The sequence below is a fragment of the Corynebacterium sp. MSK218 genome (assembly GCF_030232655.1).
Classification (GTDB): domain Bacteria; phylum Actinomycetota; class Actinomycetes; order Mycobacteriales; family Mycobacteriaceae; genus Corynebacterium.
The window spans coordinates 123,668-137,321 of the sequence record NZ_JASPGN010000008.1 but is presented as its reverse complement, the minus strand read 5'-3'; the positions used below and the strand labels follow the sequence as shown (position 1 = coordinate 137,321).

The window sequence follows — 13,654 nt, the reverse complement described above, 5'->3', positions numbered from 1 at the left end:
ATGAGCACCACCATCGCATTCTTGGGACCGGCCGGAACGTTTACGGAGGCGGCAATACAACGTTTCGCCGCAGATCTGGGCGAAACGACGCCCCTTCCTGTCGGTTCGCCGAAGGAAGCGCTGGCCGCGGTGCGCTCGGGAGACGCCGATTATGCCTGCGTGGCCATTGAAAACTCCGTGGACGGGCCAGTCACGGCCACGTTCGATGCGCTGGCTGATGGTTCCCCGGTCCAGATTTACCGCGAAGTGGACCTGCCGGTGTCCTTCTCCATCCTGACCCGGGGAAAGAGTGCGCAGGAGATTCGGACTTTCTCGACTCATCCGGTGGCTTACCAGCAGGTTCGCGGCTGGCTGGAGGAGAACCTGCCGGGCGTGGAGTATGTCCCGGCGGCGTCGAATGGCGCGGCTGCCCAGGCTGTGGCGCGCGGCGAGGTGGATGCAGCAGCAGCCCCTGCCCGCGCCGGGGAGGTCTTTGAGCTGGACACACTAGCGGACAACGTCGCCGACGTCGACGGTGCCACCACTCGTTTCGTCCTGGTGGGCCCCGCAGGCAAGCCCACCGCCCGTACCGGCCACGACCGCACCTCCGTTATCTTTACCCTGCCCAACGAACCGGGCTCACTCGTGGGTGCTCTGCAGGAATTTGCGCACCGCGGCGTGGACCTTACCCGCATCGAATCGCGCCCGCTGCGCACCGTCTTTGGCAATTACCGTTTCCACGCGGATCTCATCGGGCACATCGATGACCAGCCGGTGGCCGAGGCCCTGCGGGCACTGTGGCTGCGCGCAGAAGAGGTGGTCTTCGTAGGCTCGTGGCCCTCCGCTGCGGCGACGCCAAAGGCCCAGTTGGATCTTGACCGTCTTAACCAGGCTGATGAATGGGTAGCGAAGGTGCGCACCGGGCAATAATGTGTGAAGCATGACCGGAAGAATCATTCTCCTGCGCCACGGCCAGACCTTCTCCAATATTGACCGCATCATGGATACCCGCCCGCCGGGAGCCGAGCTCACCGAGCGCGGCCGCGGTCAGGCAGAGGACGTGGGCCGGGAGCTGGCCGAGCTGTGCGAAGGCCGCCGCGTGCGCTTCGTTTGCTCCATTGCGCTGCGCGCCCAGCAGACGGCCATGCTGGCGTCCAAGGCGTATGCCGAGGCTGCCGATGAACGCAACGTCCCCGTCGAGGTCCGCGTAGGTCTGCACGAGGTCTTCGCCGGTGAGCATGAGATGAGCGGCAGCGAGGATACCCACCGCGAATACATGGTGGCCCTGCGCGGCTGGGTCGATGGTGATCCGGAAGCCCGCATGCCGGGCGGCGAGTGCTACACGGACGTGCTGGAGCGCTACCAGCCGGTGTTGGAGGACATTGCCGCGGAGATTGGCGACGACGAAGATGTCATCGTCGTCAGCCACGGCGCGGCAATCCGCGTAGTCACGACCCATGCCTGCGGCGTGGACCCAGACTTTGCCTATACCGGTTACATGCCGAATTGCCGCTTTACCCTCATGGAACCGCACGGCCAGCCCTTTGGCCAGTGGACCCTGAAGCGCTGGGCCGATACCGACGTCTAATTCGTTACAGCCAGCGTAGGCGTCTCGGGGCACCTACCCCCAGCCCAGCTCGTGGAGGCGGTCTTCTTCGAAGCCAAAGTAGTGACCCACCTCGTGGAAGACGGTCACCATGACCTCGTGGGCCAGCTCCTCCTCTGAGTTGCAGATGGACTGCAGCGGCTTGCGGTAGATAGAGATGGCATCCGGCAGATAGCCGGTGTGTGAGGCGGTGCGTTCCGTCAGCATGACTCCCTCGTAGAGGCCCAGCAGATGGGGGTTGTCTGGGTTCTGGTCCTCGACGAGGATGACGACGTTGCGCATCTGCTCGACGAACCTGTCCGGAATTTTGTCTAGGGCTTCGCCGACGAGCTCCTCAAAACGCTCTTCGCTGACCTCGTACATTGCTGCTCCTCGTTGTGATCGGGCGCCTATTGTGCTGGCGCAGCAGCCGGGTCTTCGGTAGGAGCAGCAGGCGTTTCGCTGCCGTCCTGTGCATTCGGATCGCGCAATGGGTTGCGCTTGGGCTGCTCGGTGGGCGCGGCACCATCAATCATCAGACCATCACGCCCGTCCTTTGCCGAGCCCGTCACGGTGGAGAAGAATCCTTTATTGACGTGGATCAAGGAGCAGTTCACTGAACGTGAGCCACCTTCCCACGACTCGCGGGTTAGTGCGTCCCAGAAGGGCTGCAGCGTGGACTGGTAGAGATTCTCCTCGCCGCCCAGGTAGTCCATGGCGTCTTGGGTACAGGTCTCCGAAAGGTGCTTGTCCAGTTCCTCATCGCTGGGGTAGCCATCGGGGAAACGCTCCGCCAGGTTAATGACGGAGACGGTCTCCATCTGGTGCGGCTCAGTACACGGCACGGTGCTGACCACCTGCGCGTCATCGACCTTGCGGCATTCGCCTGGCTTGGCGACGACCGCCTGGTCCACCTCCGATACCTTTCCCGTTGATTCCTGCGGCACGCCCGCAGAGTCCGTGGTCTGCAGACCACACAGCAGGGTACGGTCGCCCTTCTCCCACGAGGCGGCCGGCGGCAGGATGGAGGCGATGTCGTAGCGCCCTTGGGGATCCCACTTGCCGTCGAGGTAGCTCACCGTCGGTGCCTCACAGAGCTCATCGCGCAGCGCATTCTGGCGGGTAATGTCTGGGCGCTCGGCATTGCGGCCGAATTCACTGGTGGGGTAGGTGCTCAAGTCCTCGCGCGCGGAGATTTCAAAGCGGTGCGGCTTATCGCAGCTGGTTTGCTCGAATCCGGTGGCGGTGCCATCCGGCGCAATATCCCACGTCACGCAGGCTCCCGCGGAGGCGGATGTGAAGGATGCTGCCGCTGCGTCCGGGGCAGAGGGGTCGGCGGCTTGGCTACCGTCGACGCTGGGGGCGGTGGACTCGTCCGCGGCCGTGTCACTGCTGGAAGAATCGCCGCTGAACACACCGTAGGCAGCCATGAAGGCAGCCGCGGCCAAGGCGGCAACGAGGACGACGCGGATGGCGGAGGCGGAGCGCCATGCAGAAGTAGTGCTCATAGAACTCCTTATAGTACCCCCTCAGCCTGAGCGGCTCCTAGGCGCTTCCCCCATGACCTACCGTGATGGTTCCTGAGAAGCTCGGGCGACGCGGGAGGTCAGCCGGTAGCGGTCAGTGCGATAGACCGAGGAACACCATTCCACTGGTCGGTCCCCAGAACGGGCGAAACGGGTGATGTGGAGGAGGGGGGTTCCTGGGGGGACGTCGAGAAGCGCGGCGATCTCTTCCTCTGCCGCTACGGCCGTCACGGTTTGTTCGGCCTCTGTAATGGGGACGTCGAAGGTCGAGCCCAAAATGGCATAGACAGACTTGTAAATGTCATTTTCCAGCAGCGTCGGCGCGAAGGTGGAGTTGTACCAGCCATCATCGATGGAATAGGGTTCACCATCGCCCAAACGCAGGCGCCGCAGGTGGGTATGCGCCACGGTGGGAGCGGTATTAAAGAATTCGCACACCTCATCCGGCGCGGTACTGCGCTCACCGAGCAAGATCTTGGAGGATGCCGTGACCTTCTGGATCCCCATCTCATCAGAGAATGACGCTAGGTGCAGGCGGCTCACCAGTGGGTTCGGCGCCACGAACGTGCCCTTGCCGCGCACGCGGCGCAGGCGGCCCTCCGCCACCAAATCCCCGATGGCGCGACGAACCGTGATGCGGGAAACGCCATAGGTTTCTTCCAAAATGCGCTCGCCAGGCAGGATATCGCCAGGCTTGAGCGTGGTGCGGCAGAGCTCCGAGAGGATATCCCGCAGCTGCGCGTGCTTAGGCACGGGGCCGTCGGTGATGATGTGAGGCGCCATAACACTATGATAGGCCGCTGGTTATTACCACCGCAAAGGGTAGTACATGCGCTAGACTATGAGGCGTGATTGATCTCAAGTTTCTTCGCGAAAACCCCGATGTAGTCCGCGCTTCCCAGGTTAACCGTGGGGAGGATCCCCAGTTGGTGGACCAGCTGCTTGCCGCCGATGAGCAGCGCCGCGCGGCGATTGTGAAGGCGGACGAACTGCGCTCTGAGCAGAACGCCTTTGGCAAGAAGATTGGCCAAGCCTCCCCGGAGGAGCGCCCGGCACTTCTGGAAGGCTCGAATGAGCTCAAGGAGAAGGTGAAGGCAGCTAGCGAGGAAGCGGCTGCCGCTGAGGCCAAGGTGGAGGAGCTGCAGTACCAGCTCTCCAACGTGGTCGAAGGCGCGCCGGCTGGTGGCGAAGATGACTTCGTGGTGCTCGAGGAAGTAGGCGAGAAGCCGGAGTTCGACTTCGAACCGAAGGATCACCTGGAGTTGGGCGAGACGCTGGGGCTTATCGACGTCAAACGCGGCGCCAAGGTCGGCGGTGCCCGCTTCTACTACCTCACTGGTGACGGCGCCTTCCTGCAGTTGGGCATGCTCATGTTGGCTGCACAGAAGGCCCGTGAGGCCGGCTTTACACTCATGGTCCCGCCGGTGCTTGTGCGCCCGGACGTCATGCAGGGCACGGGCTTCTTGGGCCAGCACTCCGATGAGGTCTACTACCTGCAGGAAGATGACCTTTATCTCGTCGGTACCTCTGAGGTGGCCTTGGCGGGTTATCACAAGGACGAGATCATTGACCTGTCCAACGGCCCGATTCAGTACGCTGGCTGGTCCTCCTGCTTCCGCCGCGAGGCCGGTTCGCACGGCAAGGACACCCGCGGCATTCTGCGCGTGCACCAGTTCGACAAGCTGGAGATGTTCATCTACTGCAAGCCGGAAGATGCTGAGGAGATGCACCAGAAGCTGCTCGCTATGGAGAAGGACATGCTGGCCGCTATGGAACTGCCGTACCGCACCATTGATATCGCCGGTGGTGACCTGGGCTCCTCTGCTGCCCGCAAGTTCGACAACGAGGCATGGGTTCCCACCCAGGGCACCTACCGCGAGCTGACCTCGACCTCCAACTGCACAACCTTCCAAGCCCGCCGCCTTTCCACGCGCTACCGCGATGAGAACGGCAAGACGCAGTACGCCGCTACCCTCAACGGCACCCTCGCTACCACCCGCTGGCTCGTGGCCATCTTGGAAAACCACCAGCAGGCGGACGGTTCTGTTGTGGTTCCAGAAGCTCTTCGTCCTTTCGTGGGCAAGGATGTGCTTTACCCCGTAAACTCCCAGTAGAACGCTGCGCGTAGGGTTTCGCCCGCGTCGCCCTCCCATGTCCCTCCTCGCCGCCTCCTTCAGGCGGCGGGGTTTCTTACCTGTTTGGAGCACCATGAGCGCTGTGACCAATTTTGTCTACCGGCAGATCACACACGTAGGCCGTGCGGTCACCGTGGCCCAAGGTTTGAAGATGCGCCTATCGGGCGTGGAGAACATCCCGGATGAGGGCGGCGCGGTCATCGTGTGCAATCACACGGGCTATATGGACTTCCTTTTCGGTGCGTACTTGGCGTATCAGAAGAAGCGCCTTGTGCGTTACCTGGCCAAGGCCTCAGTGTTCAAGGCTCCGGTGGTGGGGCGCCTCTTCGAAATGATGGGGCACGTTCCGGTGGATCGCATTGATGGTGGGGCGTCGATTGTGAAGGGCACCGAGTTGGCCAAGAGTGGCGAGCTGGTCGGCGTCTTTGCCGAGGGCACCATTTCCCGCAGTTTCGAAATCCGGTCCATGCGCAATGGTGCTGCGCGCATTGCCCACGCGGCGGGTGTGCCGATTATCCCGCAGATTGTGTTTGGCTCCCAGCGCCTCTGGACCAAGGGGCAGAAGAAGCACTTGGGCCGCACGAATACTCCGATCCTCATCACGGCGCTGGAGCCCTACTACACCACAGGTGACCCCGATGCCGATATCGCGGAAGTGCGTCGCCGCATGCAGGAAGCACTCGAGGAGCTGTGGAAGCAGTATGAGTCCGAGTTCGGGCCGATGCCCGCGGGCGAGTATTGGGTACCTGCCCGCAAGGGCGGCGGTGCGCCGACCTTGGAGGAGGCTGAGGCTCAGGACGCCGTGGTGGAGGATGAGCGCTACCGCGTGCGTCGTTTGCGCGATGACCTAACCCACCTCAAGGACCATGTCTCTGCCGCCACCATTGAGCTGGTGCGCGACCGGATGACGCTCAAAAAGACTGCCGCGCCGGAGGATGACGCAGTGCTTGCCGACGTCCCCTCTGACGCCACCCCCGACAACACCACAGACAGTAACGCCGATAGCACCACCGAGAGCACAACTGCCGACCAAGCCAAGGAGCGTCCCCGCACAGCGCCGGAGACCCTGGAGTGGATCAAAGAGAACCTCAACTCCGTGGTGGAAGAGGCGACCCGTGGCCTCGAGGAGGGTCGTGACAAGGTGACAGAGGTTATGGCGCAGCTTAAGTCGGACGTCGCCGAGGCGCAGGCCTCGATGACGGCGAGCGGTAAAGAGATTTTTGCCGGGTCTGTTGTGGAACAGGGCCTGCTCACGGCGGCCACGCAGTCTCGTCTCATCGTTTCCCGTCTGCCGCACCGCATCAAGGCGGAGTACTCCGCTGTGCCACGCATTGTTGTGGCGGATCAGAGCGCGATGAGCATGGAGGGCGGCGAAGTGTCGAAGCGCCTCCAGGAGGCGTTGGCGCAGTTGCACCCGCAGGTCGAAGAGTTGGTGATCATCTCGCAGCAAGGCACAGTGCTCGATGCCGCTGCCGTGGAGGATATCCCGCAGAACGTGTGGCGTATTGCCTGTGCCGAAGGTGCTGAAGACGTGCAGTTTAACGACGCCCCCGGTGGCCCCGTCGCGACCGCCTCCTCCCCGGCCGAGGGGCTCGCCGCGGTGGTGAAGAAGATTGGAGCCGAACCAAAGGACCTCCTCCTCTTCGCAAATGAACCCGGTGATGAGACGTTTGCCGAAGGTGACGAGGATGTTGCCGTGCATATGGTGGCCCTAGAGACCGCCCCCATCGAGGTGGTTAAGGCCGCCCAGGCTGTGACGTATTCCGCGGAGCGCTTCGGCATGGCGGAAGTGCTGGAGGCGATGGCCCGCCTACAAAAGTCGAAGAAGAAATAAGTCGCTACATCTCCCACTTTTGGGAGATTCCCCATGCCTCTTTGCTGCCCCCTGATGGGGGTAGTTTTCTTTTTGTGCACCTACTGAGTGGTGCGAAAAAGTCCTGCTTACCCCTCCGGAACTTACGTGTGAGTAGCGTCTCCAGAACGAAAAAGGCGTGACCTATAGCATGGGGTTTGGGAGATAACTTCTTCTTCATCTCAGCCGCACGGCAACGTCCGTGGTGAACAACGCCGAGGCAACGTCGTTCGCGCGGCGGGTGAGCAACATTTGCTTGAGCTGCGCCTTTGTCATGTGAACAAGTCTTTTCCGCGCAGTGGTAAGCAGCGAGAGAGGAGATTCGGTCAACCATGACCACGACGAGTAATCACAGCTTTAACCCCGAGTACTTTGAACAGACCTGGAACGACTACTCCACTGAAGACTATGACGTCGTCATTATCGGCGGCGGCTCAGTAGGTGCTGGTGCTGCGGTGGATGCAGCCACCCGCGGTTTGAAGACGGCCGTGCTGGAATCCCAAGACTTTGCGGCAGGAACGTCCTCGCGTTCCTCCAAGATGTTCCACGGTGGCCTGCGCTACCTCGCCATGTTTGACTTCCGCCTCGTTGCGGAGTCCCTCAAGGAGCGCGAGCTCAACATGTCGACCTTGGCCCCGCACTTGGTCAAGCCGCTGAAGTTCATCTTCCCCCTGACCCACCGCGGTTGGGAGCGCGTCATGATGTTCGGCGGCTTTACTCTTTATGACCTGATGGGTGGCGCCAAGAGCGTCCCGATGCAGAAGCACCTCACCCGCAAGGGCGTGCTTAAGGTGACCCCGGGCCTCAAGGAGGATGCCGTTGTTGGTGGTGTGCGCTACTACGACACGCTTGTCGACGACGCACGCCACACCATGACCGTCCTGCGCACCGCTGCTGAATACGGCGCAAGCGTGCGCACCGGTACCGAGGTCATCGGTTTCGAAAAGGACAACCGTGGCCGCATCACCGCCGCGAAGGTCCGTGACCTCGAGACCGGCCGCGAGACCACCGTCAAGGGCAAGGTCTTCATCAACGCCACTGGTGTCTGGAACGACAAGATTCAGGAGATGGCCGGCGCGGAGGGCAAGTTTACGGTTCATGCCTCCAAGGGCGTGCACATCGTTGTCCCGAAGGATGCCCTCGATGCCGACGCCGCTCTGTGCTTCGTCACCGAAAAGTCCGTGCTCTTCGTCATCCCGTGGGGTGAGTACTGGATCATCGGTACCACCGATACTGACTGGGAAAAGGGCCTGTCCCTGCCGGACCCGGCCCCGACCAAGGCAGATATCGACTACATCCTGGACCAGGTCAACCAGCGCGTGCGCAACAAGATTACCCGCGAGGACATCGTCGGTGTCTACTCCGGTCTGCGCCCGCTGCTGTCCGGTAAGTCCGACTCCACCACCAACCTCTCGCGCAACCACGCCGTTGCCCGCGTAGCCCCGGGCCTCGTCTCCGTTGCTGGTGGTAAGTACACGACCTACCGCGTTATCGGTAAGGACGCAGTGGACCTGGCCGCTAAGGAACTCGGCTTTAAGGTGGCGGAGTCCGTCACCGAGCGCACCCCAATCTTGGGCGCGGACGGCTACCACGCCCTGGCTAACCAGGTTCCGGCGCTCGCTCGCCGCTACAACCTCAGCGAGGATCGCATCGAGCATCTGCTCGGTCGTTACGGTTCCCTCATCAGTGAGGTTCTAGCTCCTGCCGCCGAGGATGCCTCCCTCCTTGAGCCGGTTCCGGGCGCGGAGAGCTACATCTGGGCTGAGGTTCGCTACGCCGTCACCCACGAGGGCGCTCTCCATATTGACGACATCGTGTCCCGTCGCCTGCGCGTGGCCATCGAGTTCGCCGACCGAGGCGTCGCCGCTGCTCAGCCTGTTGCTGAGTTCGTCGCACCGCTGCTGGGTTGGGACCAGAGTGACATCGAGCGCGAGGTTTCCCACTTCAAGCAGCACACCGAGGCGGAACTTGCCGCCGAGGCTGCCCTCACCGACCGTGAGGCAAATGACATTCTCGAGCGCGCTGGCAGCGCACGAGCCACTAAGGAAGAAGCCTAAGCGTCACGGGCCCAGCGAGGACGTTTGCTGTCTCTCGCTGGGCCTTTGGCCTAGGTAAAAGAGAAAGGACAACAAATGACCGGAATGGATGCATTCCTGTGGGAGTTCATCGGCACTGCGCTGCTGCTCCTGCTGGGTAACGGCGTGTGCGCCGTAGTGAACCTGCGCACCTCAGGCGCGCGTGGATCTGATTGGATTGTGATCGCGCTGGGCTGGGGCATGGCAGTTTTCGTGGGCGCCAGCGTTGCGGACCCATCTGGTGGGCACCTTAACCCCGCGGTCACCATCATGCTGGCGGTGAACGGTTCCCTTGAATGGAGCCTGGTGCCTTATTACCTCCTGGGCCAGATTCTGGGCGCGATGGTCGGTGCATTCCTTGCCTGGGCCGCATTCAAGCAGCTTTTCGACGCCAACAATGTCGACGAAGCCGGCAACTCCACCGGCGCCAACGCCTCGACCGGCGGCATCTTCTTCACCAACCCAGCGCATCCGAACAATGGGTGGAACGCGGTCACCGAGTTCATCGCTACCTGCGTGCTCCTCATGTTCATCGCCTTCGGCCCCACCGGCGGCGAGCTAGGCCCGCTGAGCTACTTCGGTGTCGCCTTCGTCGTCGTCGCCGTGGGCCTCTCGCTGGGCACCCCCACCGGCTACGCCATCAACCCGGTCCGTGACTTGGGCCCGCGCCTGATGTACGCCTTCGTCCTGCCCATCAAGGACAAGGGCACCGCCAACTGGAGCTACGCCTGGGTCCCGGTCGTCGCGCCCCTGCTGGCAGCAGTGGCAGTTGGCCTGTTGTCCATGGCCCTGTAAAACCACCCCGACAAGGAGAAAACAATGTCAACCAAGAGCTACGTTGCAGCGATTGACCAGGGCACCACGTCCACGCGCTGCATCATCTTCGACCACGACGGCGAACAGGTGGCTGTCGGCCAGTTCGAGCACGAGCAGATCTTCCCAGAGAAGGGCTGGGTTGAGCACGATCCGGAGGAGATCTGGAGCAACACCCGCCGCGCCGTCGGTGAGGCCCTGGCGAACGCCGACATCAACGTCGAAGACATCGCTGCTTTGGGTATCACCAACCAGCGTGAGACCACCGTTGTGTGGGACAAGAAGACCGGTAAGCCGGTCTACAACGCCATCGTGTGGCAGGACACCCGCACCACCGAAATCTGTAAGGAACTGGCTGGTGATGAGGGTGCCGACAAGTGGCGTCGTCGCACCGGTCTGATCATCAACTCCTACCCAGCTGGCCCGAAGGTGAAGTGGATCCTCGATAACGTCGAGGGCGCTCGCGAGCGCGCTGAGGCCGGCGAGCTTCTCTTCGGCACCATCGATACCTGGCTGCTGTGGAACCTCACCGGCGGTGCCGACGGCGACAACGGCCAAGAAGCCCTCCACGCCACCGACGTCACCAACGCTTCCCGTACGCTGCTCATGGACATTGAGAAGCTCGAGTGGGATGAGGATCTGTGCAAGGAGATGGGTATTCCTACCTCCATGCTTCCGGAGATTCGTCCCTCCCTCGGTGACTTCCGCACCGTCCGTGAGCGCGGCTCCCTGTCTGGCGTGCCGATTCGCGCCATCCTTGGTGACCAGCAGGCCGCCATGTTCGGCCAGGGCTGCTTCCGCCCGGGTTCTGCGAAGAACACCTACGGCACCGGCTTGTTCCTCCTCCTCAATACCGGTACCACCCCGAAGTTCTCCGACAACGGCTTGCTCACCACCGTGTGCTTCCAGCGCGAGGGCGAGCGTCCGGTCTACGCGCTCGAGGGCTCCGTGTCCATGGGTGGTTCCCTGGTGCAGTGGCTGCGCGATAACCTGCAACTCATCCCGAACTCCGCGTCCATCGAGAACCTGGCCCGCGAGGTCAAGGACAACGGCGGCGTCTACATCGTGCCGGCTTTCTCCGGCCTCTTCGCTCCGTACTGGCGCCCAGACGCTCGTGGTGTCATCGTGGGCCTGACCCGCTACGCTAACCGCAAGCACCTAGCCCGCGCGGTGCTTGAGTCTACCGCGTACCAGACTCGCGACGTCGCTGATGCCATGGTCGCCGACTCCGGCGTGGAGATCACCGAGCTGCGTGTCGACGGCGGCATGACCATGAACGAGCTGCTCATGCAGTTCCAGGCAGACATGCTCGGCGTCGAGGTCCACCGCCCGAAGAACGTGGAGACCACCGCCACCGGTGCGGCTTTCGCCGCAGGCCTAGATGCCGGCTTCTGGGATGACCTCAGCGTGCTGGGCTCCCAGCAGGGAGACTTCAAGGTCTGGAAGCCGCAGCGCGAAAAGGAGGAGGTCGAGGCTCTGTACCGCGACTGGAAGCGCGCCATCAAGCGCTCCCTCAACTGGGAAGATGTCGACGATGATGACGTCATCGCTTAAGCTCTAACGTCTTCCCCACGGCGGCCGTGACAACATGTGTTGCGGCCGCCTTTTTGCTGCAGCCCCTGACGTAGACTCAAGGTTATGACTTTCCCGGAGCACGCCCCGCGCCTCATCGTGAGCGATATCGACGGAACCTTGTTGGACCGCAATCACCGCGTGCCTAAGCGCAATCGGGAGGTCATTTCCCGGGCTGTCAACACCGGAGCCGAGTTTGCCTTGGCCACGGGTCGGCCTTTCCGCTGGATTATGCCGGTGCTGGAGCAGCTTACGGTGCGTCCGGTGTGCGTGACCTCGAATGGCGCGGTGATTTATGATTCTGCCGAGGACCGCGTCCTTTCTACCCACGAGTTGTCCCCGGAGGCTTTGGCCGAAACTGTCGACGTCGCCTCCAGAGCCCTCCAGCCCCTAGGTGGCGCGGGTTTCGGTGCAGAGCGCGCTGGCGGCTCGCTGCTGGATCCCGTGGACGAACTCTTCGTGGTGGAATCGCATTATTCGGAGAACGCGATGTTTGAGGGATTCGGCCTGGTCAGCGTGGGGGAATTGGTGTCGAAACCAGCCGTGAAACTGCTGATCCGCAATACTGATTATTCGGCCCCGGAGCTCTATGAGTTGGTTGCCCCGCACATCGATCCAGAGCTTGCCCACGTCACGTACTCGATGTCGGAGGGCGTGCTCGAGGTCGCTGCGCCGAACGTGACCAAGCGCCGCGGGGTTCAGTGGTTGGCGGAACATCACGGTATTTCACGCGAAGACATCATCGCCTTCGGCGATATGCCCAATGACCTCGAAATGCTGGAGTGGGCAGGCTGCGGCGTCGCAATGGGAAACGCACACCCCGCGCTTGCCGACGTCTCCGATGCCACCACCCTGCCCCATCACCAGGCCGGCGTGGCTAAAGTGCTTGAGCACTGGTTTTAATCTTCCGGTTGCGGGGTTTTCCGGGGTGTTTTAGGGTTCTGGGTCATGGGGGATTTAGAAACCTATTTCTCCTACCGCAACTCGGGGATCACATTGGTGAAACAAGCGGTAGGAGGCGAGAAACGTTTACGCACACTCGGCGCTTCGCTAGCCGATGCCACCGAACTAGCACGCCTAAACCACATTTACTTCGGCACCACGAAATTCACGGGCAAACAACGCCAAGCCCGCCACCGGGCCGCAGAGCAAGGCCACGACTTAGCCACGCTCAGCCTCATTGAGTCCTACACCAAGAAGCTGAAAAATCAGCTGCATGCCTGGAACCTGCGTGTAAAGCTCGCCGGCACGCCCGCCCACAACATCCCAGCCGTGGCAGCCAAGCGCTTAAAAGAGCTCAAGCCCAAACGTATTCCCACGCCCGGGGTGCGCATGACCTACCGCTCGGAAGGCCCGCACTCGCTGACCATTACCGATGACCCCATGACCGTCACCGAGATGCGCGGCGTTCTAGAATCTCTCAACCAGAACAACCTGCTGGAAGCAACCAAACAGGTCTTCTTCAACAAGTCCCACGGCGGAACCAAACCCGCCGTATTCACCAGCGTGGTCGTAACCTTGGACAAGCTCGACAAGATTATCTCCGGCGACGGGGATGACATCATCCTCGAGCTCACCAACGGTGGCCGGATGACCGGCACGCAGTTTTTGAACTACAAGTTTGCTGAGATCGGCTACGTCACCCTCATCCACCCCACCATCGGGCCGGTATGGCTGCACCGCATGAAACGCCTCGCCGGGTTCGAGCAACGCATCATGGCCAGTGCCGAGCACCCCACCTGCGCCAGGAAAGGCTGTAATAAACCGGCTGATTATGCCCACGTGCATCACCTAGTGCCGTGGAAAGCAGGCGGTACCACCGACCCGCCGAATCTAACCATGTTGTGTGCCTACCACAACGGTATTAACGATGATGACCCGGAGAAACCCACCGGTGCCGGCTACGTCTTCCGCCTCCGCGGCGAAGTAGGCTACATCCCACCCTGGGCAGAACCGATCACTGCCCAAGCGGCGTATCAAGCCGCGCAACGCGCACTCGAACCACCTGGCGGGTAGACCGCCACGCAAAGCACACGCACCACCACGCGGACGCCCCCCCACAGGGCCTCCGCGGCGTTGGCGATCCTCAACGCGGCGCCCTGCGCTGTGCAGAGCCT

Annotated in this window: 12 protein-coding genes; 9 read left to right on the top strand and 3 right to left on the bottom strand. The window is 62.1% G+C overall.

What is annotated here, in order from left to right; translation table 11 throughout:
* A complete protein-coding gene (pheA, locus tag QP922_RS08270) occupies positions 1-909 on the top strand; it encodes a prephenate dehydratase (protein WP_284808839.1) in 909 nt (302 codons plus the stop codon).
* 10 nt (positions 910-919) lie between these two features.
* Positions 920-1,567, top strand: coding sequence for a histidine phosphatase family protein (locus tag QP922_RS08265; protein WP_284808837.1), 648 nt, complete (start codon positions 920-922; stop codon positions 1,565-1,567).
* 33 nt (positions 1,568-1,600) lie between these two features.
* On the opposite strand, the gene QP922_RS08260 is transcribed toward QP922_RS08265, so the two are convergent.
* Genes QP922_RS08260 through QP922_RS08250 form a run of 3 tightly spaced genes read right to left on the bottom strand, consistent with a single transcriptional unit; the run spans position 1,601 to position 3,873 of the window.
* Positions 1,601-1,948: a metallopeptidase family protein gene (locus QP922_RS08260; RefSeq protein ID WP_284808836.1), complete on the bottom strand. Its 348-nt coding sequence runs from the start codon at positions 1,946-1,948 to the stop codon at positions 1,601-1,603.
* Between the two features lie 26 nt (positions 1,949-1,974).
* The gene (locus QP922_RS08255) at positions 1,975-3,072 is read right to left on the bottom strand and encodes a septum formation family protein (RefSeq protein ID WP_284808835.1); all 1,098 of its coding nucleotides are present in this window, start codon (positions 3,070-3,072) and stop codon (positions 1,975-1,977) included.
* A 57-nt stretch (positions 3,073-3,129) separates the two neighbouring features.
* Positions 3,130-3,873 carry a GntR family transcriptional regulator gene (locus QP922_RS08250; RefSeq protein ID WP_284808833.1) on the bottom strand — a complete coding sequence of 248 codons (744 nt, stop codon included), beginning with the start codon at positions 3,871-3,873 and terminating at the stop codon, positions 3,130-3,132.
* A gap of 65 nt (positions 3,874-3,938) precedes the next feature.
* Between QP922_RS08250 and serS the strand changes: the two genes are divergently transcribed.
* The 7 genes from serS (at position 3,939) to QP922_RS08215 (ending at position 13,553) form a co-directional block, all read left to right on the top strand.
* Positions 3,939-5,204 carry a serine--tRNA ligase gene (gene serS / locus QP922_RS08245; RefSeq protein WP_284808832.1) on the top strand — a complete coding sequence of 422 codons (1,266 nt, stop codon included), beginning with the start codon at positions 3,939-3,941 and terminating at the stop codon, positions 5,202-5,204.
* 94 nt (positions 5,205-5,298) lie between these two features.
* Positions 5,299-7,059: a lysophospholipid acyltransferase family protein gene (locus tag QP922_RS08240; RefSeq protein ID WP_284808831.1), complete on the top strand. Its 1,761-nt coding sequence runs from the start codon at positions 5,299-5,301 to the stop codon at positions 7,057-7,059.
* Between the two features lie 350 nt (positions 7,060-7,409).
* Positions 7,410-9,134: a glycerol-3-phosphate dehydrogenase/oxidase gene (locus QP922_RS08235; RefSeq protein WP_284808830.1), complete on the top strand. Its 1,725-nt coding sequence runs from the start codon at positions 7,410-7,412 to the stop codon at positions 9,132-9,134.
* A gap of 75 nt (positions 9,135-9,209) precedes the next feature.
* The gene (locus QP922_RS08230) at positions 9,210-9,947 is read left to right on the top strand and encodes an MIP/aquaporin family protein (RefSeq protein ID WP_070673360.1); all 738 of its coding nucleotides are present in this window, start codon (positions 9,210-9,212) and stop codon (positions 9,945-9,947) included.
* Positions 9,948-9,971: 24 nt separating this feature from the next.
* Positions 9,972-11,519, top strand: coding sequence for a glycerol kinase GlpK (gene glpK / locus QP922_RS08225; protein WP_284808829.1), 1,548 nt, complete (start codon positions 9,972-9,974; stop codon positions 11,517-11,519).
* A gap of 84 nt (positions 11,520-11,603) precedes the next feature.
* Complete coding sequence (locus tag QP922_RS08220; RefSeq protein ID WP_204099389.1) at positions 11,604-12,440, top strand: HAD family hydrolase; 837 nt, start codon at positions 11,604-11,606, stop codon at positions 12,438-12,440.
* Between the two features lie 45 nt (positions 12,441-12,485).
* Positions 12,486-13,553, top strand: coding sequence for an HNH endonuclease signature motif containing protein (locus QP922_RS08215; RefSeq protein WP_284808827.1), 1,068 nt, complete (start codon positions 12,486-12,488; stop codon positions 13,551-13,553).
* Positions 13,554-13,654: the final 101 nt, after the last annotated feature.

Excerpts from the sequence above, each read along its gene's own strand:
- glpK (WP_284808829.1), top strand. The coding sequence starts at position 9,972 with ATGTCAACCAAGAGCTACGTTGCAGCGATTGACCAGGGCACCACGTCC.
- pheA (WP_284808839.1), top strand. The coding sequence starts at position 1 with ATGAGCACCACCATCGCATTCTTGGGACCGGCCGGAACGTTTACGGAG.
- QP922_RS08235 (WP_284808830.1), top strand. The coding sequence starts at position 7,410 with ATGACCACGACGAGTAATCACAGCTTTAACCCCGAGTACTTTGAACAG.
- QP922_RS08250 (WP_284808833.1), bottom strand. The coding sequence starts at position 3,873 with ATGGCGCCTCACATCATCACCGACGGCCCCGTGCCTAAGCACGCGCAG.
- QP922_RS08220 (WP_204099389.1), top strand. The coding sequence starts at position 11,604 with ATGACTTTCCCGGAGCACGCCCCGCGCCTCATCGTGAGCGATATCGAC.
- QP922_RS08265 (WP_284808837.1), top strand. The coding sequence starts at position 920 with ATGACCGGAAGAATCATTCTCCTGCGCCACGGCCAGACCTTCTCCAAT.
- QP922_RS08215 (WP_284808827.1), top strand. The coding sequence starts at position 12,486 with ATGGGGGATTTAGAAACCTATTTCTCCTACCGCAACTCGGGGATCACA.
- QP922_RS08255 (WP_284808835.1), bottom strand. The coding sequence starts at position 3,072 with ATGAGCACTACTTCTGCATGGCGCTCCGCCTCCGCCATCCGCGTCGTC.
- QP922_RS08260 (WP_284808836.1), bottom strand. The coding sequence starts at position 1,948 with ATGTACGAGGTCAGCGAAGAGCGTTTTGAGGAGCTCGTCGGCGAAGCC.
- QP922_RS08240 (WP_284808831.1), top strand. The coding sequence starts at position 5,299 with ATGAGCGCTGTGACCAATTTTGTCTACCGGCAGATCACACACGTAGGC.
- QP922_RS08230 (WP_070673360.1), top strand. The coding sequence starts at position 9,210 with ATGACCGGAATGGATGCATTCCTGTGGGAGTTCATCGGCACTGCGCTG.